The 24,350-nt window shown below is 66.2% G+C and carries 21 protein-coding genes; 11 read left to right on the top strand and 10 right to left on the bottom strand.

The annotated features are described in order from the left end of the window. The first annotated feature begins 63 nt into the window (after positions 1-63). Together AIOL_RS04990 and AIOL_RS04985 are read left to right on the top strand one after the other, a co-directional pair. Entirely contained in the window at positions 64-984 is a 921-nt protein-coding gene (locus AIOL_RS04990) for an ABC transporter ATP-binding protein (RefSeq protein WP_049641857.1), read from the top strand. Continuing rightward, positions 981-1,742, top strand: coding sequence for an ABC transporter permease (locus AIOL_RS04985; protein ID WP_049641856.1), 762 nt, complete (start codon positions 981-983; stop codon positions 1,740-1,742). The genes AIOL_RS04990 and AIOL_RS04985 overlap by 4 nt, the downstream gene beginning before the upstream one ends. Before the next feature lie 339 nt (positions 1,743-2,081). Here the strand turns inward: AIOL_RS04985 and AIOL_RS04980 are convergent, their stop codons facing one another. Together AIOL_RS04980 and AIOL_RS04975 are read right to left on the bottom strand one after the other, a co-directional pair. Next, complete coding sequence (locus AIOL_RS04980; protein WP_049641855.1) at positions 2,082-3,212, bottom strand: M24 family metallopeptidase; 1,131 nt, start codon at positions 3,210-3,212, stop codon at positions 2,082-2,084. Then, positions 3,209-4,183 (bottom strand): pyridoxal-phosphate dependent enzyme, encoded by a 975-nt coding sequence (locus tag AIOL_RS04975; RefSeq protein ID WP_049641854.1) that lies wholly within the window; start codon positions 4,181-4,183, stop codon positions 3,209-3,211. The genes AIOL_RS04980 and AIOL_RS04975 overlap by 4 nt, the downstream gene beginning before the upstream one ends. A 95-nt stretch (positions 4,184-4,278) precedes the next feature. Here AIOL_RS04975 and AIOL_RS04970 point away from each other — a divergent pair, with 95 nt between their 5' ends. Genes AIOL_RS04970 through AIOL_RS04955 form a run of 4 tightly spaced genes read left to right on the top strand, consistent with a single transcriptional unit; the run spans position 4,279 to position 8,307 of the window. Beyond that, on the top strand, positions 4,279-5,256 hold the full coding sequence (locus AIOL_RS04970; protein ID WP_049641853.1) for a membrane dipeptidase: 978 nt from the start codon (positions 4,279-4,281) through the stop codon (positions 5,254-5,256). After that, positions 5,253-6,920 (top strand): hypothetical protein, encoded by a 1,668-nt coding sequence (locus tag AIOL_RS04965; protein WP_049641852.1) that lies wholly within the window; start codon positions 5,253-5,255, stop codon positions 6,918-6,920. Before AIOL_RS04970 ends, AIOL_RS04965 begins: the two co-directional genes overlap by 4 nt. Continuing rightward, a complete protein-coding gene (locus AIOL_RS04960; RefSeq protein WP_152912358.1) occupies positions 6,914-7,321 on the top strand; it encodes a DUF3726 domain-containing protein in 408 nt (135 codons plus the stop codon). The genes AIOL_RS04965 and AIOL_RS04960 overlap by 7 nt, the downstream gene beginning before the upstream one ends. A gap of 14 nt (positions 7,322-7,335) precedes the next feature. Beyond that, on the top strand, positions 7,336-8,307 hold the full coding sequence (locus AIOL_RS04955) for an Ldh family oxidoreductase (RefSeq protein ID WP_049641987.1): 972 nt from the start codon (positions 7,336-7,338) through the stop codon (positions 8,305-8,307). Between the two features lie 259 nt (positions 8,308-8,566). Here the strand turns inward: AIOL_RS04955 and AIOL_RS04950 are convergent, their stop codons facing one another. The 5 genes from AIOL_RS04950 to AIOL_RS04930 form a co-directional block, all read right to left on the bottom strand. Then, on the bottom strand, positions 8,567-9,565 hold the full coding sequence (locus tag AIOL_RS04950) for a formylglycine-generating enzyme family protein (protein ID WP_235438878.1): 999 nt from the start codon (positions 9,563-9,565) through the stop codon (positions 8,567-8,569). A gap of 56 nt (positions 9,566-9,621) precedes the next feature. Beyond that, entirely contained in the window at positions 9,622-10,968 is a 1,347-nt protein-coding gene (locus AIOL_RS04945) for an NAD(P)/FAD-dependent oxidoreductase (protein ID WP_049641850.1), read from the bottom strand. Positions 10,969-11,067: 99 nt separating this feature from the next. Continuing rightward, complete coding sequence (locus AIOL_RS04940; protein WP_049641849.1) at positions 11,068-12,546, bottom strand: aldehyde dehydrogenase; 1,479 nt, start codon at positions 12,544-12,546, stop codon at positions 11,068-11,070. Then, complete coding sequence (locus tag AIOL_RS04935) at positions 12,543-13,451, bottom strand: dihydrodipicolinate synthase family protein (protein WP_049641848.1); 909 nt, start codon at positions 13,449-13,451, stop codon at positions 12,543-12,545. The genes AIOL_RS04940 and AIOL_RS04935 overlap by 4 nt, the downstream gene beginning before the upstream one ends. Next, the gene (locus AIOL_RS04930) at positions 13,441-14,145 is read right to left on the bottom strand and encodes a GntR family transcriptional regulator (RefSeq protein ID WP_049641847.1); all 705 of its coding nucleotides are present in this window, start codon (positions 14,143-14,145) and stop codon (positions 13,441-13,443) included. Before AIOL_RS04930 ends, AIOL_RS04935 begins: the two co-directional genes overlap by 11 nt. Before the next feature lie 118 nt (positions 14,146-14,263). On the opposite strand from AIOL_RS04930, the gene AIOL_RS04925 reads away from it, so the two are divergent. The 4 genes from AIOL_RS04925 (at position 14,264) to AIOL_RS04910 (ending at position 20,296) form a co-directional block, all read left to right on the top strand. Continuing rightward, the gene (locus AIOL_RS04925; protein WP_049641985.1) at positions 14,264-15,439 is read left to right on the top strand and encodes a patatin-like phospholipase family protein; all 1,176 of its coding nucleotides are present in this window, start codon (positions 14,264-14,266) and stop codon (positions 15,437-15,439) included. Positions 15,440-15,462: 23 nt separating this feature from the next. Then, positions 15,463-15,852, top strand: a complete 390-nt coding sequence (locus AIOL_RS04920; protein ID WP_049641984.1) for a hypothetical protein — start codon at positions 15,463-15,465, stop codon at positions 15,850-15,852. 140 nt (positions 15,853-15,992) lie between these two features. Further along, entirely contained in the window at positions 15,993-17,462 is a 1,470-nt protein-coding gene (locus tag AIOL_RS04915) for a toll/interleukin-1 receptor domain-containing protein (RefSeq protein WP_082152415.1), read from the top strand. Then, a complete protein-coding gene (locus tag AIOL_RS04910) occupies positions 17,459-20,296 on the top strand; it encodes an nSTAND1 domain-containing NTPase (RefSeq protein WP_049641845.1) in 2,838 nt (945 codons plus the stop codon). Before AIOL_RS04915 ends, AIOL_RS04910 begins: the two co-directional genes overlap by 4 nt. Here AIOL_RS04910 and AIOL_RS24235 read toward each other — a convergent pair. Then, a complete protein-coding gene (locus tag AIOL_RS24235) occupies positions 20,293-20,727 on the bottom strand; it encodes a GFA family protein (RefSeq protein WP_160314408.1) in 435 nt (144 codons plus the stop codon). The two genes, AIOL_RS04910 and AIOL_RS24235, sit on opposite strands and share 4 nt — an antisense overlap. 85 nt (positions 20,728-20,812) lie before the next feature. Here AIOL_RS24235 and AIOL_RS04900 point away from each other — a divergent pair, with 85 nt between their 5' ends. Then, complete coding sequence (locus AIOL_RS04900) at positions 20,813-21,781, top strand: LysR family transcriptional regulator (RefSeq protein ID WP_049641843.1); 969 nt, start codon at positions 20,813-20,815, stop codon at positions 21,779-21,781. Here AIOL_RS04900 and AIOL_RS04895 read toward each other — a convergent pair. Both AIOL_RS04895 and AIOL_RS04890 read right to left on the bottom strand, forming a co-directional pair. Next, positions 21,771-22,745 (bottom strand): alkaline phosphatase family protein, encoded by a 975-nt coding sequence (locus tag AIOL_RS04895; protein ID WP_049641842.1) that lies wholly within the window; start codon positions 22,743-22,745, stop codon positions 21,771-21,773. The genes AIOL_RS04900 and AIOL_RS04895 overlap by 11 nt on opposite strands. Before the next feature lie 298 nt (positions 22,746-23,043). After that, on the bottom strand, positions 23,044-24,240 hold the full coding sequence (locus AIOL_RS04890; protein ID WP_049641841.1) for a DegT/DnrJ/EryC1/StrS family aminotransferase: 1,197 nt from the start codon (positions 24,238-24,240) through the stop codon (positions 23,044-23,046). Positions 24,241-24,350: the final 110 nt, after the last annotated feature.

Raw genomic sequence — 24,350 nt, 5'->3', positions numbered from 1 at the left:
CATTTCACCCTGCGCGAGCTTGGGCTACGATCCTGCCTGACAAAAGGGGACGTACGAGTGTCGATGATTTCGGTGCGCGATCTGCGCAAGACATATGAGGGCGGGATGGAGGCGCTGCGCGGCGCCAACTTGGAGATCGCGGAAGGCGAGATCCTTGCCCTCTTAGGGCCGAACGGCGCGGGTAAGACCACGCTGATCTCGATCATCTGTGGTCTGGCCAACATCACCAGCGGCTCCGTCACCGTAGGCGGGCATGACGTGATCGAGGACTACCGCGAGGCGCGCCGCCTGATCGGGCTGGTGCCGCAGGAGATCAACCTAGAGCCCTTCGAGCGCGTCAAAAACACCGTCGCCCTGTCGCGCGGGCTCTTTGGCATGTCGCGCGACGACGCCAAGGTCGAGGATGTGCTGCGCAAGCTGTCATTGTGGGACAAGAAAGACGCGCAGATCCGCGAGCTCTCGGGCGGGATGCGCCGCCGCGTGCTGATCGCAAAGGCGCTGATCCACGAGCCCCGCGTGCTGTTCCTGGACGAGCCCACCGCGGGTGTCGACGTGGAGCTGCGCAAGGACATGTGGGACGTGGTCCGCCAGCTGCAAGCCGACGGGGTCACCATCATCCTCACCACGCATTACATTGAAGAGGCCGAGGCCATCGCGGATCGCATCGGGGTTATCAACAACGGCGAGATCTTGTTGGTCGAGGAAACCGCGTCCCTGATGCGGCGCATGGGCTCCAAGGAGATGACCATCGAGCTGCAGGCGCCGCTGGAGGCCGTTCCAGAGAGCCTTGCCAGCTATAACCTGCGCCAGACCGGCGCATGCACGCTGATCTACGCCTATGACACCGCCGCCGAGCGCACCGGCATCGCGCGGCTCCTGTCTGATCTGTCCGGCGCGGGGCTGGTCCTGCGCGACGTGCAGACCCGCCAGTCGAGCCTAGAGGACATCTTCGTCAGCCTCGTTCACCAGGAGAGCCCCGCATGAACTGGCACGCCGTCGCCGCGATCTACAAGTTCGAGATGGCCCGCACCTGGCGCACCATCTGGCAGAGCATCGTCTCGCCGGTGCTGTCCACGTCGCTCTACTTCGTGGTCTTCGGCACCGCCATCGGCAGCCGCATCAGCGAGGTCGAGGGCGTCAGCTATGGCGCCTTCATCGTGCCGGGCCTGATCATGCTGAGCGTGATCACCCAGTCGATCACCAACGCCGCCTTGGGCATCTACTTTCCCAAGTTCATCGGCACGATCTACGAGCTGCTCTCGGCCCCGATCAACGTGCTGGAGATCGTGCTGGGCTATGTCGGCGCCGCCGCCACCAAGGCCTTCCTGATCGGCATGATCATCTTGGGCACCTCCTTCCTCTTCGTGCCGATGCAGATAGAATACCCGCTGGTGATGCTGCTGTTTCTGGTGCTGACCTGCGTTTCCTTCTCGCTGATGGGGTTCATCATCGGCATCTGGGCCAAGAACTTTGAGCAGCTCAACCTGGTGCCCATGCTGATCGTAACGCCGCTGATCTTTCTAGGCGGGGCGTTCTATTCAGTGTCGATGCTGCCCGACGCCTGGCAGGTGGTCACATTGTTCAACCCGGTGGTTTACCTGATCTCCGGCTTCCGCTGGGCGTTCTTCGGGCTGGCGGACGTGGCGCTGGGCTGGAGCCTGCTGGCGATCCTGGGCTTCACGATGGGCTGCCTGCTGGTGATCTGGCGGATCTTCAAGACGGGCTGGCGCATCAAGAGCTAAAGCGCATCGCAAAGACGCTCGGATCAAGTTTCGAAGCGGAGCGCGGATGAACCCTATGGTGCAGCGCGCGTTTGCCTTCAACTTGATGCGCCAAGTCAGAGGCGGAACGCTCTAGGGCGCTGTGTCACTCCGTAGTCGCGGGCTGCGCGCTTTGGCCTCGGGCAATATTCACGCGATCTTAACCCAGGCGCCCCTCATAATATTCGGGTGGTGGTAGGGGCCTGACCTAAGGACAGTCCCCGAGCCAACCACCCGTGGAGGGTGGCACGATTCGGGTTGAGAAAAGGTTAAGTTTCCGAAAATACACCGCACGCCGCCGCGGCGCGCGGTGCGATGCTGTTAGATCACCGGCAGTTCCGCCGCGGCCCTTGGCGACAGCAACTCAGCGGCCCCTTCCCTGATCACGACGTTCTCCTCATGGACCATCATGCGTCCCGGCGCGATCTCCACCCAGGGCTCGAGCGTCAGCACCATGCCCGCGCGCAGCTCGGTCCGATCAGAAGGGATCAGCGAGGGCCATTCGGTCAAGCTCAGCCCCAGCCCATGCCCGATCCTTCCGCTGACATCCCCCGTCACGGCGGCCATCGCGCGGTAGAGACCTCCCGCCGTCATCCCGGGCCGCGCCGCGGCGAGCCCCGCCTCGGTCGCCGCATAAAGCCTGTCATAGGCGCGGCGGCTGGCGTCATCTGCGCCGCCCACCGCCCAGTTCCGGTCGAAGTCGCAGAAATAGCCCTCCCGCACCGCACCGGTGTCCAGCATCAGCACATCGCCCCGGGCCAGGGGGCGGTCGGAGGCGGGCGAGATCACATCGCCGTACCCGCCGGGCCCGGCGCCACCCGCAAGATAGCTGACCCACTCGGCGCCCTCCTCCAGCAGCAGACGCTGGAAGTCCCGAAAGACCCGCTCTAGCGGCGCCCCCGCGCCGGCGATCTCGGGCACCCGATCAAAGGCGCGCCCGGCGATGGCGCAGGTCTGGCGGATGCGGTCGATTTCGGCCTCGGATTTCACCTCGCGCACGCGCTGCACCAGACCCGTGGCGTCCGCGAAGTGGCGCGGGGCCAGCGCCGCGCGCAGGCGCTCGTAATCCGCCAGGGGCATGCGCAGATGCGTCTCAAGCCCCATGTGCAGGCCAACCGCGCCCGTGTCTGGCACCAGATCGCCCAGCGTCGAGGCCAGCAGAGACACCCCGTCATCCACCAGGTCCGGCGCGTCCCAGGTGCGGATGTCGCTGAGCCAGGTCTTGCCCATCAGGCCCGCCCCGATCGAGGGGATGACCGCGACCGGGGCGCCCTTGGCGGGCACGATCACGAACCAGGGCCGCGCGGGGCTCTCCCAGAAGCGCGTCAGGAAACCGGTGACATAGAACACATCCGGCGGGGTCGTCAGCAGCAGCGCGTCGATACCAGCATCGGCCATGCGCGCCTGAAGGCGCGCGACCCGTCCCTGAAACTCCGCTGCGGGAAAGATCACGCGGCGCCTTCGGAGTTGATCACCAGCGCCCGCGCGCCCTGGGGCAGGTCCGCGGCCAAGGCCCCGGCCAGGCCCGCAGCACCCGAGGGCGAGGACGAAAGCCCGATCTTGGCGAGCATCGCTACCGCCGCATCGGCCTGCCCGTCGCTGACGGTCATGAACCGGTCCGCGTCGCGCGCCAAACCGGCGAGCGCCACCAAGGACGCCTCTTTGCAGTCAAGCCGCCCCATATTGCTCACCGGACCGTCGGCAAAAACAACCTCGCCGGCGCGTATCGCCTCCACCAATGCGGGCGCGGCCTCGGGCTCGACCACGGTGATCTCTGGCCCATCGCCCCAGGCATGCCGGGCATAGGCGGCGACCGCGCAGGCCAGCCCGCCGACGCCCGCCTGCAGGTAGATATGCGTCGGCGCCTCTATCTGGCGAGTGCATTCGGCGGCCATCTGGGTGTAGCCCTCCATGACGCGATAGGGGATCTCGGTGTAGCCGGGCCAGGAGCTGTCGCTGAGCAGCACCCAGCTATTCTCGTCGGCCATCCGCATCGCCGCGGCCATGCTCTCTTCATAGACCGCGCCCGCGCCGCGCAGGCGCTCGGCGAAGCTTTCGGGCACGGTCTCTGACAAAAGGATCGCGGCCTGAGCCCCGAAGGCCGCCGCCCCCGCCGCCACCGAAAGCCCGTGGTTGCCCGCGCTGGCCGCGACATAGGTGCGCCCGCGCGCCGCGCCCGCCTCGGCGTCCCGCGCGATCACATAGGCCGCGCCCAGCGCCTTGAACGAGCCCAGGCCCATGCGGTCGCTCTCGTCCTTCACCCACAGCTCCGCGCCCGGGATCAGATCGGTCTGCACCATCGGCGTTTCGGCAAAGCGCGGGCAGCGCGCCAGCAGCGCCCCCACCGCCGCGGCATCCACGGACGGGTAGACCTCCATGCCGGGCAGGCCCCGGCCCCGGTGCGGGTTCTCAAAAACACTCATCTGCGGCAACCTCCCTAGATCCTCCGCACATTCCCCCATAAATCGTTTGCCTGCCAGCGCCTTCTGTGCCCCTATCCGCGCCGGGAGGAGCGCGCATGGGATACCGCATCGATTGCCTGCAATACGCCAACTGGTCCGAGAAGATCTTTCGCCAGATGCGCGACGGCGGTGTCGACGCGGTGCATGTCACCATCGCCTATCACGAGACCTTCCGCGAGATGGTCCTGCAGGTGGAACGCTGGAACCGCTATTTCGAGCGCTTCCCCGAGCTGATCATGAAGGCCCGCACCGCCGCGGACATCGACCGCGCCAAGGCCGAGGGGCGCACCGCGATCTTCTTTGGCTTCCAGAACCCCTCGCCCATCGAGGACGATATCGGCCTGGTCGAGATCTGCCACGACCTGGGCGCGCGGTTCATGCAGCTGACCTATAACAACCAGTCGCTGCTGGCGACGGGCTGCTACGAGGAGGACGACACCGGGCTGACCCGCATGGGCCGCCAGGTGGTGGCCGAGATGAACCGGGTGGGGCTGGTGGTGGATATGAGCCACTCCGCCGAGCGCTCGACGCTGGAGGCCATCGAGCATTCCAGCCGCCCCATTGCGATCACCCATGCCAATCCGGGTTTCTGGCACCCGGCGCTGCGCAACAAATCCGACACGGTGCTGCGCGCGCTGGCCGAAACGGGCGGCATGCTGGGCTTCTCGCTTTACCCGCACCACTTGAGGGGCAAGACCGACTGCACGCTGGAAAGCTTCTGCCGGATGATCGCGGACACCGCCGAGATGATGGGCGTTGAGCGCCTCGGGGTCGGCACCGACCTCTGCCAGGACCAGCCCGACAGCGTGGTGGAATGGATGCGCGTGGGGCGCTGGACGAAAGAGATCGACTATGGCGAGGGCTCGGCCAGCAATGCGGGCTTCCCGCCGATGCCGGACTGGTTCCAGGACAACCGGGATTTTGGGAACATCGAGTCCGGGCTGCGCGCGGTGGGCTTTGCGGAGGCCGAGGTTGCGGGCGTGATGGGCGGCAATTGGTATCGCTTCTTCGCCGAAAGCTTCGGCCCGCAATGAGAGAGATCGCCTCCACCGCCGACGTGCCCCTGCGCCCGCCCGCCCAGGTGATGCGCCTGGCGCGCATGGGCTCCATGCATCAGTCGCGGCTGTCCTTCATGCGCATCCTGCTGCGCCGGATGAAGGCCGAGGGCTGGCGCATCGAGCGCCCGCGCTTTGAGATCGACGCGCATGGCGTGGGCACGGCGCTTTATAGGGCCGTGACACCCACGCGATCCTATACCCTCGTCGCCTTCGGCCATGACTTGCCGGATGAGAAACGCTCTGACCGGGTGATCGCCGATGCCTGGGACGCGACATTCGCGCTGTTCGACGGCGCGCCCACGGACGCGGATGTCGAGCAGCTGCGCGCCAACGTGCCGCTGCAAGAGGCCGGGCGCACCAGCGAACGCGTGCTAACGCTGAGCCGGGCGAACCGCTCGGTCCGCCTGTTCGGCCATGTGATCGAGGCCCTCGCGGCGGGCCACCAGCCGGAGGCGCAGAAGGTCGCCGAAGTGGGCTATCTGATGCGCACCACCGCCGTTTACGGCTCTGGCAAGTTCGGCAATGCCGATCGCGAGGTTATCGCCGACCGGCCCGAGATGGCCGCGCCCTTCCAGGCCGAGATGCTGACGGTCTACCTGATCCGCTGCTTCGTGCTGGACCTGGTAGAGCATATGGCGCGGGCGCGCTCTGCCAGCGCGGTCCCCCTTGAGCCAAGCCTGCGGCGGCGCTTTGGCATCGGCAACTCCACCGGGCTTGGGATGGCGCCCTTCCTGATCCACCACCCGGCGCTGATCAACAATTGGATGGCCGCGCGCGAAGAGGCCTTGGCGCGGGTGCGCTCGGTCGAGACCGCCTCGGCAGAGGAAATCGCGGTCTATCAAGACCGCCTTGCCCGGGCGATCCGCAGCGCCGACGATTGGAATTCCGCGCATCCTTTGCAGATCGAGAAACTGGCCGCTTTGCGCCCAGATCTCGATAGGGTCGTGGGGCGTAGCCTCGCCGCCCGCCGGCCCTGGGACGACCTTTACCAGTGGGCCGAGGCGGCGCTGAGCCTTGAGGGCCAAGAGGCGCTGCTCTCGCTGATGTTGGAGGCCTATCCCGACCTGGTGGACGGGCTGGCCGATTGCATGTCCGCCGACGAGGCGCAGTTTCGCCGCATCGACGGCGCCGCGACATGCGGTGCGATCCTATCGCTCTTGGGCGAGTTCTACGGCTGGGCTGACGGCATCGACTGGGACGCGCCGCAGGCGGATGCCCGCGCTTGGTACGTCTCGGCCGAAAAGCTGGAGCCGCGCCTGGGCGAACGCCACGAAGAGCCCATCGCCAAGTACGAGCAACCTCTGTCCCCGGCCCGGGACGCGGCCCTGCTGGGCGAGATCCTCTCAAACTTCCCCGCCGAGGCGCCCATCGCGGAATTCCTGCTGCAACACCCCGAGCACCGCCACATGGTGCGCCGCCTGCAATTGCTCGACCGCTGCCCCTATGGCGAGGTGCGCGACAACACCATCGCCCATGATATGCTGCCCATCGACCTGCTGCGCTGCAAGCTGTCGTTCTTTGGCGCCGGGCATTTTGACCCGCGCTCGGACCGCTGGGTGCGGATCAACATGTTCCAGGGCGCGCCCTTCCCGCATGAGATCGCCGAGACCGGCGACGATTGGGTCTATCCGTCATGGTAGACATGTCCCTGGGCGAGCTGCAGGCCCTGGCGGCGAAGGCCGCCCGCGGGGCGGGGCTGTCCTGGGGGCTGGCCGAGGAGGCGGGCTGGGCGGTGCGCTGGCTGGAGGCGCGCGGCCTGGCCGGTGCGGCGGCCCTGGCGGGGGTCCTGCCAGAGGGCGCGCCACAGATCGCCCTGGGCGCGGCCTTGGCCGATGGCAGCACGCCAGAGCCGCCCGCCGAAGCGGCCCAGCACCTGCTGCTGCGGCCCTTCCTTGAGGACACGCCCTCGACGCAAACCCGCGCGCAGATCAGCCAGGACACGCTGCGCGTGCTGAACCGCTACGCGTCCCGCACCTATGCCCCCGCCACCGAGGCCAGCCGCCTGGCGGGCGCCGGGGCCGGGCTCTCAGACAACGACTAGGCTAGGGAATGACCATGGACGTCACCATCGAAGAGATCCGCGCGGCCAGCGAGGCCGCCCTTCTGGCCCATGGCGCCGGCGCGTTTCAGGCCGCAGAAGTCGCCCGCGCGGTGGCCCGCGCCGAAGAGACCGGCAACATCATCTGCGGGCTCTACTACCTAGAGAGCTACTGCACGCAGCTCGCCAGCGGGCGCGTGAACGGCACGGTCGAGCCTGAGGTCACCGCCCCGCGCCCCGGCGCGATCCAGGTCGACGCCAAGCTGGGCTTTGCCCAGCCCGCCTTTGCCCGCGCGCTGCCCCGTGTCGTCGAGGCCGCGCGGGCCAACGGGGTCGCCTCGTTGTCCGTGTGCCACAGCCATACCTGCACCTCGCTTGGCTTCTTCACCGAGCAGATCGCCGCCGCGGGGCTGATCGGGATTGGCATGACCAACGCCTCGGCCATCGTGTCCGGGCCGGGGGGCAAGCGCCCGATCCTGGGCACCAACCCGATCGCCTTCACCGTCCCAGGCGACGGCGCGCCCGCGATGCATGCCGATTTCTCCACCGCGGCGGTGGCGCTGGGCAAGATCACCATGGCCAAGGCCGCGGGCGAGCCCATCCCGCTGGGATGGGCCGTCGACGCCGATGGCCAGCCCACGACGGATCCCGAGGCCGCATTGGGCGGCTCGCTGCGCAGCGCGGCGGATTACAAGGGCTGGGCGCTAGGGCTCTTGGTCGAGCTTCTGGCCGCGGGGATGACCGGCTCGGTAAGCTCGCTTGACGTAAAGGGGCTGAAACTGCCCGACGGCCCGCCGCATGATTTAGGGCAGTTCTACTTGCTGATCGACCCGCAGGGCACGGCCCTGGCGGATCGCTTCGCCCGCGTGGCGCAGGCGGTCGCAGAGGAGCCCGGCGTGCGGGTTCCGGGCGCTGCGCGGCGGGTTCTGAGCTCGGTGCCGGTGGAGGATAGGCTATGGGCCCGCGTCAGAGAGCTTGGCGCAGCCTAGCCATTGCGGCGCAAGAGGCGCGGGCCGGTTCCGGCCTTGAGGGGCGTTTCAGGCGATGGCGCGTGCCCACGGGACATGCCTCTTCCGCCGGGCCCTACGGGAATTGCGGGGGCCGGGGGGGCGGAGTGTCTCGGGTTTGTAACGATGGATGAGGGGTAAGGTCGGCGGCGCCGCCTAGATGTGGTTTTGCGCAGGGTGCTAATCCTGCGCGGATGAAGCGCTTCGGTGCTCAACTTACCCCGCCGCGGTTAGGGTTCTGTTAACTCACCGCGCGCAGGCCCTTCGCCCCCGCAGGCCAGACCACCCGGAAGCCCTGATGCGTCGTCGTGCTGTCGGGAGAGTTCCCCGACCGCGCCGCGATCCGGTAGCGGTAGCAATAGCTGCGGTGGCACAGGAACGACCCGCCCTTCGACAGCCTGTAGCCGCGCATGCCCTTCAGGCGCTCCTTGACCTCGCGTTTCAGCGACCGGACCTTATAGGCGTCGGCGGTCCACTCCCAGACGTTCCCGGCCATGTTGTAAAGCCCATAGGCGTTGGGCTCGAAGGACCGCGCCGGGGCGGTGGCGGCATAACCGTCGCGTTGCGTGTTGTGGTCGGGGAAGGCGCCCTGCCAGATGTTACAGGGGGTGGTGTCGATGTCATCGGGCTCCAAATCGCCCCAGGGAAAGCGCACGTCCGCCTGGCCGCCCCGGGCGGCGTGCTCCCATTCGGCCTCGGAGGGCAGGCGCCCGCCGACCCAGCGCGCATAGGCGCGGGCGTCGTTCCAGGACACATGCACGACCGGGTGATCAGGCAGGCAGGCGGCCTCGGTGCCCGGCCCGTTCGGCGCCGACCAGATCGCGCCGTCCACGCGCCGCCACCACTGCACCTCGACCACGGCCTGCGTGGCGCCAACGCTCTCGGGCACCTGATCCCAGAACACAAAGGACCAGCCGAACCGCTCGGCCTCGGTGACATAGCCGGTGGCGTCGATGAAGGCGGCGAACTCGGCATTGGTGACGGCGGTCACGCCAATCTCGAACGGGGCGAGCTTGGCGCGGCGCAGCGGCCCCTCGCCATCGACGGCGATCTGCGGGCGGTCGGTACCAACCAGCGCCGTACCGCCGGGGATTTGCGCGGTCTCGGGCCGCGGCCCGGCGCCGGCGGGAACCTCTAAGGGCGCAGCGCTAAGGGCAGGGTCTTTGTCCGCCGAGGGGCAGCAGCCGGGCTTGTCTTGCGTGTCCATCCGGTCCTCAGAATTCAGGCTCTGCGTGACCATAGCGGCACCAGATGGGCGCCCACAAGCGGGCTGGGGCCGATGGCAATTCACCAGCCCTAATACTCCCGCCCCGCGCGGAAGGCGTCCCAGCGCAGGCGCGCGGCGGCGCCGATCCTTGTGACCAGGGCGGGGGGCAGGCGCGTGGGCGCGGGCGCGGCCAGCGCCGCGTCAAGCTCGGGCGAGCCGACGCCGTTGGCCAATTCCGCCGCCAGCAGCCCCGCCAGCGTGCCCTTGGCGGTGCCCAGCCCGTTCTGGCAGCAGGCGCTAAAAAGCCCCGGCTCCAGCGCGCCGATCACCTGCACGTTGTTGCGGCTCAGGCAGAGCCGCCCGCCCCAGCGGTATTCCATCCCGACGCCCTTCAGCATCGGGAAACGCGCCGCGAAGGCGCGGTCCTGGTCGCGGCCCACGGCCTCAACGCGCCCCTGGGGCAGCTCCATCGTGGGATCATAGGTAAAGCGGTTGCGGATCACGATCCGGTCGCCGCCGGTGCCCGAGATGCGCCGCACGGTGGTGCCTACGGGATCCGCGGGCGTCAGGCCCCAGCTAGGATCGCCGCCTAATCGGGCGGCCTCACCTTCGGAAAGGGCGCGGGTCATCGCGGCATAGGTATGCACATGGATCAGCCGCCCCGCCATATGCCCAAAGCTCTGCAGATGCCCGTTCACGGCCAGGATGACCTTTGGCGCGCGCACCCGGCCCCTTGGAGTGACCGCGACCCAGTCCCCGTCCCGCGTCAGCGATGTCACCGGCGTGTTCTCGTGGATCGCCACCCGGTTCGAGGCCAGCCCCGCCGCCACGCCGCGCACGAACATCGCGGGCTGGATCATCGCCGCGCCGGGCGTGCGCAAGCCGCTGACATAGTAATCCGTGCCCGTCATGGCCCGCATCTGGGCCGCGTCCAGCATCTCATGCGCCTCGCCCATGGCGCCGAGGTGCCGCGCGTAGTCCAGGTTGTGCCTGTGCCCCTTGGCGCTGGCCGCGCCGTTGATCTTGCCCGACTGCGAGAAGGCCTCGGGCGAGAGCCCATAGGCCGCGGCCATCTCGGCGGCGAAGGCGATGCCGCAGCGGTTGCCGCGCGTTTGCGCCTGGTCCGCCTCAACCGCGCCGCCGTAATCGTCGGAGGCCAGGTCATGCGGCAGGTCGATCATGAAGCCAGAATTGCGGCCCGCCGGACCGCCGCCCACCCGGGTTGCGTCCAGCACCACGATGCGATCCCCGGGGCAGAGCTGCGTCAGCCGGTGCGCCGCCGCCAGCCCGGCAAATCCCGCGCCGATCACCAGCCACTCGGCGGTGATCTCGTCCTCCAAAACCCGCGGCGGGGGCGGGTCGGGCAGGATCGCCGCCCAGCCCGATACGCCCGGGTCCTTTGGCAAACGCGAGACAATCCCCACTTGGTCTGTCACCGCTTCTGCCCTTCCTCTTGCTGGAAATATCCCAGGGGGGTCCGGGGGGACAGCGTCCCCCCGGCGGATCGGATTTCGCGCAAGCGAAATTCGAAAACCCTAGCCAACATTGTCGCCTTCGCTGGGGTCGGTCAGGTCGATCCAGATCGTCTTAACTTCGGTGAACTGGTCATGGGCATGCACGCCGTTGTCGCGGCCACCGAAGCCGGACTGCTTGTAGCCGCCAAAGGGCGTGGCGCTGTCGCCCTCGCCATAGCAGTTCACCGTCACGGTCCCGGCCTTGATCTCGCGCGCCGCGCGGATCGCCTGGCGCGTGTTCGCGGTAAAGACGCTGGCGGCGAGCCCATAGGAGGTGTCATTGGCCAGGGCGATGGCCTCGTCGGTGCTGGCGACCTCGATCACGCTAAGGATGGGCCCAAAGACCTCCTCGCGCGCCAGCGCATCGCCCGGCGCGACCTCATAGACCCGCGGCTCCACATAGGGCCCGTCGGGCCCGTCGCCGTCGCGCAGATAGCCCGCGACCTTGGCCAGATGCTCGGCATCCACCAGCGCGCCCAGATGATTGGCCGGGTCCAGCGGGTCGCCGGTCTTCCAATCGCGCATGCGGGCGGTGATGCGCTCCATCAGAGGCGCCTTGACGTCCTTATGCACGATCAGGCGCGACGCGGCAGAGCAGTTCTCGCCCATGTTCCAGAACGCCGCGTTCACCACATGCTCGGCCACGTGGTCCAGGTTCTCAGCATCGGCCAGCACCACGGCGGGGTTCTTGCCACCGCATTCCAGCACGACCCTCTTCATGTTCGAATCCGCCGAGTAACGCAGGAACCGCTTGCCGGTCTCGGTGGAGCCGGTGAAGCTGACCATGTCCACGTCCATATGCAGGCCCAGCGGCGCGCCCACGGTCGGGCCGTCGCCGGGCAGCACCTGCAAGACGCCGTTCGGCACGCCCGCCTCGCTGGCCAGCTCGGCCACGCGCAGCGCGGTCAGAGAGGTCTGCTCGGCGGGCTTCACGATCACCGAGTTGCCCGCGGCCAGTGCCGGCCCGATCTTCCAGGCCAGCATCAGCAGCGGGAAGTTCCAGGGCAGCACCGCGGCCACCACGCCAATCGGCTCGCGCACGATCATCGAGACCGCGTCGTCCCCCGCGGGGCCGACCTGGTCATAGACCTTGTCGATCAGCTCGGCATGCCACTTGATACAATGGATGCTCTCGGGGATGTCGATCTCTTCGCAGTCGCGGATCGGCTTGCCGCTGTCGAGGCTCTCCATCACCGCCAGCTCGCGGCGGTTGCGGGTGATCAGCTTGCAGAGCCGGATCAGCAAGTCCTTGCGCTCAGCTGGGTGCAGCTTGGACCAATGCCCCTGGTCGAAGGCCTCGCGGGCCTTGCCCACCGCAAGATCCACGTCCGAGGCATCACAGGCGGCGATCTCGGCCAGGGTCTCGCCGGTGGCGGGGTTCACCGTAGGCAGCACAGCACCCGCCCCGCGGCGGTACTTGCCGTCGATGAAGGCGGCGCGCGGCAGGTCCAGATCGGCGGCGATGGCTTGGTATTCCTTGAGGGTGAAAAGATCGCTCATATCGCTTTCCCCGTGATCTGCGAGACGGTGGTGGTCATGGTGCGCACGACCTCGGCCAGCTCGCGCTTGTTGTCCTTGTTCAGGGGCTGCAGCGGGCGGCGCGGCGGGCCTGCGTCGATGCCGCGAAAGCTTAGCCCGTGCTTGATGCACTGCACGAACTTGCCGCCCTGCTCGAGCACGCGCATCAGGGGCAGCATCGCCGACATGATCGCGCGGCCCTTGGTGAAGTCGCCTTCGATGGCGCAGGCCTCGAACAAGGCGATGTGGCATTCGGGTGCGAAATTCGACCCCGCGCAGACCCAGGACCGCGCGCCCCAGGCGAAGAACTCCAGCGCCTGGTCGTCCATGCCGCAGCTCAGCGCGATATGCGGGTAGTCCCGCGCCAGCATGTGCAGCCGGTCCGGCGAGCCCGAGCTTTCCTTGATGGCGCAGAAATTCGGCGAGCGGCCCAGCCGGTCCAGCGTTTCCTCGTCCATATTCACCGACATCCGGCCCGGGTAGTTATAGAGCATCACCGGCAGGTTCGCGGCGCGGTCGATGGCCAGCGCGTGCAGGGCGATCTCGCGCCCCGTCGGATAGGCATATGGCGGCGTCGCCACCAGCAGCGCGTCGGCGCCCAGGTCGCGCGCCGCCTCGGCATAGGCGATGCTGTCCTCGGTGCGGATAGCACCCGTGCCCACGATCATCGGCACGCGCCCCGCGATCAGCCCCTTGACCTGGGCCATCATTGCCAGGCGCTCCTCCATCGACTGGGCGTAGTACTCGCCCGTCGTGCCCGCCACGATGATGCCATGCACGCCCGCGCCGATCAGCAGCTCGACCGCCTGGGCCAGCGCCGCGTCGTTGACCGAGAAATCCGCGTGGTAGGGCGTGACCAGCGGGGTGTAGATGCCCTCAAATCGCATGGGCTTGGTCCTTTGCAGAGGCCGGGTCCAGGGGCAGCGGGTCGGGGCGCACGAAACGTTCCACCCGGTCGCGGGAGAGGTCCCAATGCTCCAGCGTCAGATCGACCATGCGCGCGGGCTCGCCGGCCGCGATGGCCGCGATCATGGCGTCATGATGCGTCGTGGCCTGTGCTACGAGATCAGTCTCTTGCCTGGATGTGGGACGGTAGAAGGTTTGGCTGAGCCGCGTGTGGTCGATCAAGAGCCGCTCCAGCGCGGCCATCAGGTAGAGGTTCTGCGCCATCTCGCCCACGCAGAGGTGAAAGCGGTGGTTGGCCAGGGCGGCCTGGCCGGCATCGCCCGCGGCACTCGCCTTGGTGAACTCCCGCTGCGCCGCCTTCAGCCGGTCCAGCGCCCCCGCGCCGCGGTTCTCGGCCGCCAAACGCCCGATGCTGGCATAGACCATCGGGGCGGTCTGGAAGAAGATGCGCATCGTGGCCACGTCCATCGACGAGACCTTGGCGCCGCGGTTCTCTTGCAGGGTGATGAACCCCGCCCCCGCCAGCCGCTGCAGCACCTCACGCAGGGGCGTGCGGCTGATCCCGTAGCGCGCGGTCAGCGTGGCCTCCTCCAGCGCGGCGCCAGGTTCCAAGTCCAGCGAGAGGATCCGGTGGCGCAGGTCAGAGAGGCAGGTATCTTTGGCTGAGTCGGTCATGTCGCCAGTTCGTATACATTATGTATACCGTGATGGTCAATCCGCCTGCCGCCTTCCCATATGGCCCGAGCCCGGTATGATCAAAGGCAGTGCCATTGTTTCAGATTCGGAGATTTTTATGGGGTATTTTATTCGTGACCGCGACGATCGTTTTGACAAGGCGAAGGGCGGGCCAAGGCGCATTCTGGCTCTGGACGGTGGCGGAACGCGGGGCATTGTCACGCTTTGCTACCTCAAACGGATCGAGGACATCTTGCGCGCGCGTCATGACAATAGCCCGGGTTTCCGCCTGGCGCATTACTTCGACCTCATCGCGGGCACTTCGACCGGGTCGATCATCGCCGCCGGGCTGGCGATGGAGATGCAGGTCGACGACCTGATCAAGCTTTACCAAGACCTTGCCAATCGGGTGTTCCGCCGGAACCTGTCGCGTTGGGGTTTCTGGCGCGCGCGCTTCGACCACAAGGAGCTGGCCAAGATCCTGCAGGACATCCTTAAGGAGGATAATGGCGCGCCCATGCTGCTGGGCAGCAAGAAGCTGAAGACCGGGCTCTTGGCGGTCTCCAAGCGCATGGACACCGGCAGCACCTGGCCGCTTGGGAACAACCCGTGCGGGAAGTACTTCACCCAGCGGGAGGGCAGCAAATACACCGCCAACAAGGACTATCCCTTGTGGAAGGTGATCCGCGCCTCAACCGCCGCGCCCTATTACTTTGACCCCGAGGAGATCGTGATCACCGAGGAGGAGGGCAAAGAGCCGGTGATCGGGCGCTTCGTGGATGGCGGGGTGAGCCCGTTCAACAACCCCGCCTTCCAGGCCTACATGTATGCGACGCTCGACGGCTACCGGGTGAATTGGAAGCCGGGTAGGAACCAGATGCTGGTCGTGTCAGTGGGCACCGGGCGCGCCGATGCGGGCGCCAAGGCCACCGGCGCGGCGGCGGGCGACGCGATTGGCGCGCTGTTTGGGCTGATGGACGACGCGGTGGACCTGACGGAGACGCTGATGCAGTGGATCGGCACCGGTGACACCCATCGCAGGATCGACAGCGAGCTTGGCGACCTAAGCGGCGACAGCATGGGCGCGGCAAAGTGCACCTATCTGCGCTATGACCTGCCGCTAAAAAGGCACGAGATCAATTCGGAGTTCCCGGACATGACCTATGCCGATAAGGCGGCTCTGGTGGCGCTGGACCAGCCGGGCGCAATGAAGACCCTGCGCGGGATGGCCGAGCGCGACGCGCCGGGGAAAGTTTCGGCGGACCATTTCCCCCGCGTGTTTGATTTGCGCTAGGCAGGCGGCTTATGGTGAGCCGCATGGAGACAGGGCTAAGCCACTACAAACGCCGCGCAGGCACACCCGTTATCGCGGTGCAGATGAACCTGGAAACCCAGGGGCTCACCTATCAGAAATGGGGCGGCACCCAGCGCGCCCATTCCGGCGACTGGATCGTGAACAACAACGGCGAGTGCTACACCGTCAGCGCCGATAGCTTTGCCGCCACCTATTCCGAGGTCGCGCCGGGGCAATACATCAAGACCGGCGACGTCTGGGCGCGGCAGGCCTCTGAGGACGGGGCGACCCCCACCAAGGAAGGCGCGACCGCCTATAAGGCGGGCGACATGCTGGTCTTTAACGACCCCGACGCGCAGGACGGCTACGCGATGTCGCTTGAGAAATTCCAGTCGCTCTACGAGCCTGCCTAGCCGGATAGATGGCGCGCCTGGGGTGAGTCGGCACTCTCGGGAGAGTGCGCAATATGGTGGTATACCGGAAATTGACTGGTCTACGATTCTGACCTAAGGTTTACCTTGGGACAACCAGGTAGCCTGGGAGAAATGGCCCCATGACAAAAAGAATTTTTTTAAGCTATTCACGTCGGGACGATCAGCCATTCGGTGATCAGCAAGAGGGATGGGTGACCAGATTCCGCCGGGAACTGGAAACGGATCTCGCGCAGAGCTGCGAGCTCGCTTGCGAGGTCTGGATGGATGTTCGCGACCTTCCCGAGAACCGCCCCTTTGACGACGAGATCGATAGCGAGCTGACCCGGTCGAGCCTTTTTCTGCCGGTGTTGACCCCCAATTGGTTCCGCTCGGAGCATTGCACCGCCGAGCTTGCGGGCTTCGAGCAGAAGCGCGGCGGGCATGACGGCCGGGTCTTCCCCGCGCGCAAGCGCCATTTCCCGTCAGAGCTTTTCAAGCAGCATTTTGACAAGCGGAACTCATACGTATTCCACGAAAGCCATGACGACGATCCCGAGCTGGCGATGGAGCTGAAGATCGACGGTGACCCGCTGTCGCCCTTCCGGCGGGCGCTGCGCAACCTTACGGTCAAGATCACCCGCCGCCTTAGGGAGGATGCCGAGGCGGAGGCCTTGGCGCGGGCCGCAGAGGCGGCGGAGCCCGTTGCCACCGAGGCGTCAGAGCCCCTTGTCGGGGCCGGAACGAAAGTGCTGCTCGCGCGGCCAACCCGGGACCTTCTGGAGGCCTGGGACAAGCTTTCCCGCGAGCTTGCCGAAAGCGGCTATGAGGTGCTGCTGCCGCCCCAGCATCTGGGCGCGCCGGACGAGTTCCGCGATGAATGGGCCGAGCTTCTGCAAGAGGCCGACGCCACGGTGCATCTGATCGGCGGCGATCCTGATCCGATGCTCCGCGACAACAGCGTGCTTTTGGACCGCGAGCAGTTCGAGCTGTCCGGCGACCTGAACGGGCGCAAGCGCATGACCTGGATCGCGCCCGCCGCCATGGACGAGGAGGCCAAGAACCACGGCAATGCGATGCTTTTGCGCGACGCCGAGCGCGAGCGCGGCGACCGCCTGTTCGAACACGCCACCGAGGCCGAAGCGATCCAAGCGATCATCGCGTCGCTGGCACAGCCGCCCGCGGATTCCGAAAAGAGCGGCATATACGTGATCTACTCGCGCGAGGACGCGGGGCGCGCGCGCGACATCCTTTTGGACATGCAGGACGAGCTTAGCGCGGTGCAGCTTCACACGCCGATGCTGGATGGCCGACCCAGCGAGCGCAACCCCGACCACAAGGACAAGCTGCAATCCTCTGCCGGGGTGCTGGTGTTTTGGGGCGACGCCTCGGACCGCTGGTTCATCCAGCACTCCAAGGATCTCGATGCCGAGATCAAACGCAGCGCCGAGGCCGGGGTGCGCGCCGGCTATATCGGCGCGCCGCTCGACGAGGACAAGCGCAACAAGCTGCTGATGGACTTCCGCTTTACCTATCAGCACAAGATCCAGGAGGACAGCGACCCTAGGGCGGCTCTGTCACGCTTCGTCAGCGACGTTAAGGCCGCGCAGTGAGCGAGCCCACCCGCCCATATCCGGGGCTGCGCCCGTTCCAGCAGGACGACCGCGAGATCTTCTTTGGGCGCGACGCGTACACGATGGAGATCCTCGACCGGCTGGCGCGCGACGAGCGCTTTGTGGCCGTGGTCGGCGAGAGCGGCTCGGGCAAGTCATCGCTGGTGCGCGCGGGCGTGATCCCGGCGCTGCATGCGGGCATGCTGGACGGCTCGTCGGACCCGTGGATCATCGCGCGCATGGAGCCCGGCGACAGCCCCGTCACGGCGCTGGCCGAGGCCCTGGCCGAGGTCGAAAGCGAGACGCCAAAGAAGCCATATCCCAGCGCTGCCGAGTTCGAGCTGACCCTGAACCACTCCAGCCGCGGCTTGGTGAACGCCGAGATGCAGCTGCGCCGCTTCGGACCCGACGGCGCTCGCCTGATGCTGCTGGTGGATCAGTTCGAGGAGGTCTTTCAATACGGCAACGAGAACACAGCGCAGCGCAACGAGGCGGCGGCCTTTGTGCAGCTGCTGGTCAACGCGGTGGCCGCCAAGTCGACCGAGATCTACATCATCCTGACCATGCGGCTGGACTTCTTGCGGTCCTGCGCGCAGTTCCCGCGCCTGTCGGAGACGCTCAACACCGGGCAATACCTGGTGCCGCCGATGCACCGCGAAGAGCGCCGCCTTGCGGTGACCGAACCCGCCAAGGTCTTTGGCAAGACGGTGTCCCACACCCTTGTCGAGCGCGTGCTGAACGATATCGGCGACGCCGCTGACCAGCTGCCGGTGATGCAGCATGTGATGATGCGCAGCTGGGACCAGGCGGGCGCGGATGAGACGCTGACCCTGCAGCACTACAAGGAATGCGGCGGTGCTAAGAAGGCCCTGTCAAAGCAGGCCAACGAGATCTTCGACGGGCTGAAACCCGAAGCGCAGGCCGTGGCCGAGACGATGTTCAAGGCGCTGTCGGTGCGGCGCCCGGATGGCCAGATCGTGCGCCGCCCCCAGACCAAGGAAAAGCTGGTCAACCTGATGGGCGGCGGCGAGGGGGTTGGGCACCAAATAGAGCGCGTGTTTGATGGCTTCTCGGGGCTGGGGCGCGACTTTCTGATCCGCCGCTCGGGCAAGAGCCGCCCGTTTGACATCCCGCATGAGGCCATCCTGCGCAGCTGGGACAAGCTGGCCGGGGGGAGCGGCTGGATCGCGCAAGAGGCGAAAGAGGCCGACACCTGGCGCGGCCTGGTGCATTCGGCGGCAAATTTCGACAAGGACAATGAGAACGTCCTGCGCGGATACGTGCTGCGCTCGGCGCAGGAGTTCTGGGCGCGTCGCGGCAACAACAAAGATTGGATCCAGCTCTATGTCCAGGATGGGCAGTTTTCTACAGGGTTGCGTCAGGCGAAGGCCGTTCGCGAGCTGATCCAGGGGAGCGAAACAAGCGCACGGGAACGGGCCAAGTGGCAGAAATTCCGTTTGGCGCTTATCGTCGGAGTGCCCGGGGTGCTGATGTTTTCAGCATTCATTTGGTTTCTGTACACAACGAACTTGTCTCGAGTGACGGCCGACGAAATCGCTGTAATTGAGGGACTTCGTAGCGATGCCAGAGAGGCCGAAAGCGCAGACGATTTTTCGACGGCGATCGAGCGCTACGAAGATATTCTGAAGATCGGAGACGACGACCCCGATGTCGTTTCGCGGCTAAGCGGGGCGCTGTTCGCACGGGCCCGCACCAATCTTTTTGACCCCGAGGACATTCAGCTTGTACGCGACGACGCAAACCGCGCGGTCGAGCTTGATCCCTTGAACCAGTATGAAGCTGAGGCCATCAAAAACCCAATCCGGTTGGAGTTGATCGGACTTTCCAACCAAGCTCAAACTCGCGCTATCACAAAAGAGAACCTAAGGCTTAAAGTGCATCAAAACTATTATGTGGTCGGACAAGGCTCGAAGATAGCGGTGGTCGAGGCTGACAAAGGCCTTTGGGCCGTCGAGACATATAGCCTTTTTAGCGGCGCGGACAGCTTCATTGGGTTGATGGACGAAAGCGGAAAGGTGACAGAGGTCAGCGACAACGATGGCTTCGAACACTCCTCATCACGGCTTTTGGTGGTTGCTGATGGTGAGGCGTACATTCCATTGCAAATCGGAAACCACGGCCTTGGTGGCTACGAACTTGAGGTAATTACAATCGACAACCTTTATGGAAGAGACGCCACAGCGTTTAAGCGCAAGGTCGCCATGGAGTTGTCAGACGCCCCGCATATCCTGCCGCCTAATGCAGAGAACTTCATTAGCCTGTTTGATACCGAAGCCGAACAGGAGATTGTCGGGAAGCAAATCCGGACGGAGGCCTTGCTGATCCGAGCCCAAGACTTGTTGGTGGCAGAGCTTTATATCGATGCGCTTGAAGACGTGAACAACGCCATCGAATTGGCCGTCCCTGACATCGTTGAGATCGCGGCCCCCTATTTTATCTCGGACGCTCTAAACTCATTTGCATGGCGCGCCTTCATGTCTGGCACGGGCCCAGACAACATCGAGTTCGTAGACGCCGCACTTGCGTTGCAACCCGGCACGGCAGCCTATCTGGACACGCGCGGGCAGATCCTTGTGGTGCAGGGCGAATGGGAGCGGGCAATTGAGGAGTTCGATGCTGATATCGAAATTCGCGGTCCGTCACTGCATTCTGCATCCTCACGGGGCTATGCGCATGAAAAGCTCGGAAACTTCGAGCAAGCGATTGCGGACTACGAAACGGCGCTGAACCCCAAGACCCCAGATTGGGAAGACGAGTTTAGCCCCATTGCCCGCAAGCGCGCCGAAGAGGGGCTGGCAAGGCTGCGGCCCTAGGCGTTTTCGTCCAGCGTTTTCCCGCCATCCAGATACCGCGGCAGCTGGTCGCGCACATGCAGCCAGGACAGCGCCTTGGAGTGGAAGAAATGCGCGCCGGGGGCGAAGAGTTCTGGCTCGTCCAGCGTCGCGGCCAGCCCGTGCATCTCTTTCGGCAGCTTGTCAGAGCGATAGCCCATCGGGCTGCCGCAGGTGGGGCAGAACCAGCGCTCCGCCCAGGCGCTTGAGGCGTAGCGCGAGGGCGCGGCGCCGGTCCATTCCCAGCCGTGTTTGTCCAGCCCGAACCAGCTGACCATTGGGGCGCCCGTCGCTCTGCGGCAGCTCTCGCAATGGCAGTGGCCCTGCCAGATCAGCGCGCTCGCTTTGAGGCGATAAGTAACCGCGCCGCAGAGGCAGCGCCCGGTCCACACCTTCTGTGATGCATTGGTCATGCCAACAGCATGGCCGCGTTGCGCGCGCCCGGCAATAGGCATAGTTTCGGCGCCAGTGCGGGGCAGGGTAAGGGTTTGGGAACGGATGGCGAGCTCGACAGGACGGATCACGCTTTGGGGGATCGAGGTCTTTGTGGCCGCCGCCGAGGAGAGCTCTATCACCGCGGCCGCCCGGCGGCTGGGCGCCAGCCCCTCCGCCGTCAGCCAGCAGCTCACCAACCTGGAGGGCGCGCTGGGCACGGCGCTTTTGAACCGCAACGAGCGCCCCATGAGCCTAACACCCGCCGGCAACCTGTTCCTGCGCCGCGCGCAGGCCGTCCTGAACGAGGCCGCCCGCGCCCGGGCCGAGCTGGCCATGCAGGATCTGTCGACGCTGACCCGGCTGCGCCTTGGCATGATCGAGGATTTCGATTCCGACGTGACGCCCCGGCTGCTGCGAGACATGGCGCGCGACCTCACCAAGTGTCAGTTCCTGTTGGAGACCGGGCCCAGCCACCGCCTGATCGACAAGCTTGACCAGCGCGCGCTGGATATGGTGGTGGTGGCTGACATCGACGCCGAGGCTGACTGGATGGAAGTGCACCCGGTTCTCGAGGAGCCCTTCGTGGCCGTGGTGCCCAAGGGCTCTGTGCCGCGCGACACCGACCACTTGGCGGTGCTGCGGCAGATGCCGCTGATCCTGTACACCGAGCGCCACCATATGGGGCGGATGATCGCCTCGCACCTGGCGCGTCAGAACCTGACGCTGAACTACCGCTTCGAGCTGGACAGCTACCACGCTATTATGGCGATGGTGGCCGCCGGGGCGGGCTGGACGATCCTGACGCCGCTGGCGCTGCTGCATGCAGAGCGCTTCCGCGATCAGGCGGACGTGCTGCGCCTGCCCTTCGCGCCGCTCGGGCGCACCGTGTCGCTGACGGCGCGCAAGGGCGTGCTGGAGGACATCCCGGCGCAGACCGCGGCGCGGCTCAGGCCGCTGCTGAAAGAGCTGATCCTGCGGCCCTGCGTCACCGAGCTGCCCTGGCTGGAGGACACGCTGCGCGTCACCTCGTAGCAAAGCCTGACGTCAGCGGCGCGCCGGTCCAGCATCCCGGCGCGTCCAGCCCAAGCGCCCAGGCGATCGTCGGCGCGGTGTCTGTGACCGAGACCGCCCCGCCCAGAGTCTCACCCGAGGCCACGCCCGCGCCCCATAAGATGTAGGGCACCAGGATCTCCTCCTCGCTGCCACGGCCATGGATCTTGCCGATCCCACCATGATCCGAGACCACCATCAAGAGCGTGCGCCCGCCGTGGCTGGCGCGGTCGATCCGGCGCTTGATCTGCGCGATGAGCGCATCGGCCCGCGCGGCCTCTTGCAGGTACTCGGCGCTGTCAAAGCCGAACGCGTGGCCCGCCGCGTCCACATTGTCGAGATGGATGAAAGTCAGCGCGGGCCGCCAGCGCCGGTAGTAGCGCATGCCCATCCGCGCCGCGCGCTCTGCCCAGAAGGCGGGCGCGCGGCGGTCCACATACGCGCGCGGCGCGAAACGCCCGATGCCGATCCAATCGTAGAAAACACCAGAGCGCGCATAGGGATGGCCCGCGTCGATCACCTCGAAGATGCCCGGCCAGCCCGCGCCGACGCCCCGCCCGCACATCGCCACGTCGTCCCACCAATCCGGGCGCCAATCGTTGAAACGGATGCCGTGCCGTTCCGGCCCCGCGCCCATCAGGTGGCTGGCCCAGTTGGCGCTGGACATGGTGGGCATGACCGCCCGGGCGGCCAGCGTCCCGGCGCCGTCTGCAAGCAGCACGTCGAGCGTCGGCGTATGGCCCTTGCCAAGCGCCCGTGCCGTTAGCCCATCCACGCCCACCAGCACCACGTGCTGCACCCCCACCGGGCCCTCGAACGCCGCGCGGGGCGCGAAGAGCGGCACAGCGAGGTAAAGACCAAGGATCGCGCCAAGAACTGCCGCCCAACGCATCAGCCGGACCGCGCTCGCGATGAAGGACACCAAGAAGAACGTCGCGGGCAGCACGATGAGATCCGGGCAATGGGCGGGGCGTCATACTGCGCCGCCCGCCTCTTTTCGTCAACGGGGCGCGGCGCATCCGCGCGGGGCCCCAAAAAATCAACGATTTCTTAAGCTATTGGTTGGAAACTGAAATTGGGTGGGGGCCCCCCGGGCCAGCGCCGCGGCGCCCACCCGGGTCCAGAAAGGGAACCCATTCCATACCGGAAGTGAGTTCCCTTGAGATCCGGACGAATCACCAAGATTTCGATGATCTCCGACACAACACGGCGTAGTTTTGGTGCGCTGTGCCCGCCCGAGGCGGTTAGGTCCCGTAGGCCAGCGCCTCGCCCTTCACATCCTCGGCGGCACTGGTGAGCGCCTGAGCCACGAAGTCCAGCTCTGCCCGGCGCAGCCGCGCTGGCAGCCGCGCATCGCAGGCGCGCGACAGCATCGCGCGGGTCTGCGGCAGCTCTGGCACCTCGCCCAGGAACTGCCAGTTCCAGAACGCCCGCGCGTTGTCGTCGGACATGCCGAAGACCTGCACCTTCACGCCACGCCGCGCGGCGGCGTCCTGGAAGGCCAGCGTCTCGGCGTCGTCAAAGCCCACCAGGTTGAACTGGATGCTGTCCGGCGCGCGCTCTTCGGGGCCAAGCGGGTCCGGCACGGTCAGCCAGGCGCTCGCGTTCAGCTGCGCCGCCACATAGTCGTGGTTGCGGCGCCCGTCTTGCACCCGGCGGGGGATTTCGTTCAGCTGCGGGCGGATGATCGCCGCGCTGAGGTTGTTGAGCCGCGTGTTGTAAAGCGGCAGCTGGTTCTGCCAGCGCGCGAAGGCGGCCAGCAGGTCGGCGTCGTGTTTATGCTTCTTCCAGTTATGCTCGTAGGCGCCGGACATGATCACCGCGCGGGCCACCAGATTGGCGTCGTCGGTGACCAGGATGCCGCCCTCGCCCGCGTTCAGAAGCTTGTAGGACTGGAAGCTGAAGCAGCCGATCCTTCCCAGCGTGCCGATGTTGCGCCCGTTCCACTTGGTGCCCAGGCTATGCGCGGCGTCCTCGATCACCGGCAGGCCGCGCGCCTCCGCCAGCGCCATAATCGCGTCCATATCGCTGGTGTGGCCGCGCATATGGCTGATCAGCACCGCGTCGGCGCCGTCCAGCTTGGCCTCGAAATCCGCGATGTCGATGCGGTAATTGTCCTTCACATCCACCAGCACCGGCACGCAATCGGCATGCACCACCGAAGAGGGCACCGCCGCGAAGGTAAAGGCCGGGATCAGCACCTTGGCGCCACGCGGCAAGTCCAGCGCCCGCAGCGACAAAAACAGCGCCGCCGAGCACGAAGCCACCGCAAGCGCGTATTTCGTGCCCAGCACCTCGGCGAACTCCTTTTCGAGCAGCGCGACGGGGCTTTCCTCGGCGGTATAGCGGAAGAGGTCGCCGTTCTGCAGCATGCGGTCGATCTCGGCGCGCGCGGCCTCGGGGATGGGTTCGGCGTCATAGACGTTAGGAGCGAGTGTCATCGTAATACCTGCACTGGTTTTTGACTTGCGGCATTACGTAAACTGATTTTCGATTTTTGGAAAGACAGTTTTGCAAAATCCGAAAAGATATGATGGATCTGTCACGGGGC

It is taken from the genome of Candidatus Rhodobacter oscarellae, from assembly GCF_001078595.1.
Lineage (GTDB): Bacteria > Pseudomonadota > Alphaproteobacteria > Rhodobacterales > Rhodobacteraceae > Rhodobacter_B > Rhodobacter_B oscarellae.
The sequence above is the reverse complement of the archived record's forward strand: the minus strand, read 5'-3'. Positions and strand labels throughout refer to the sequence as shown.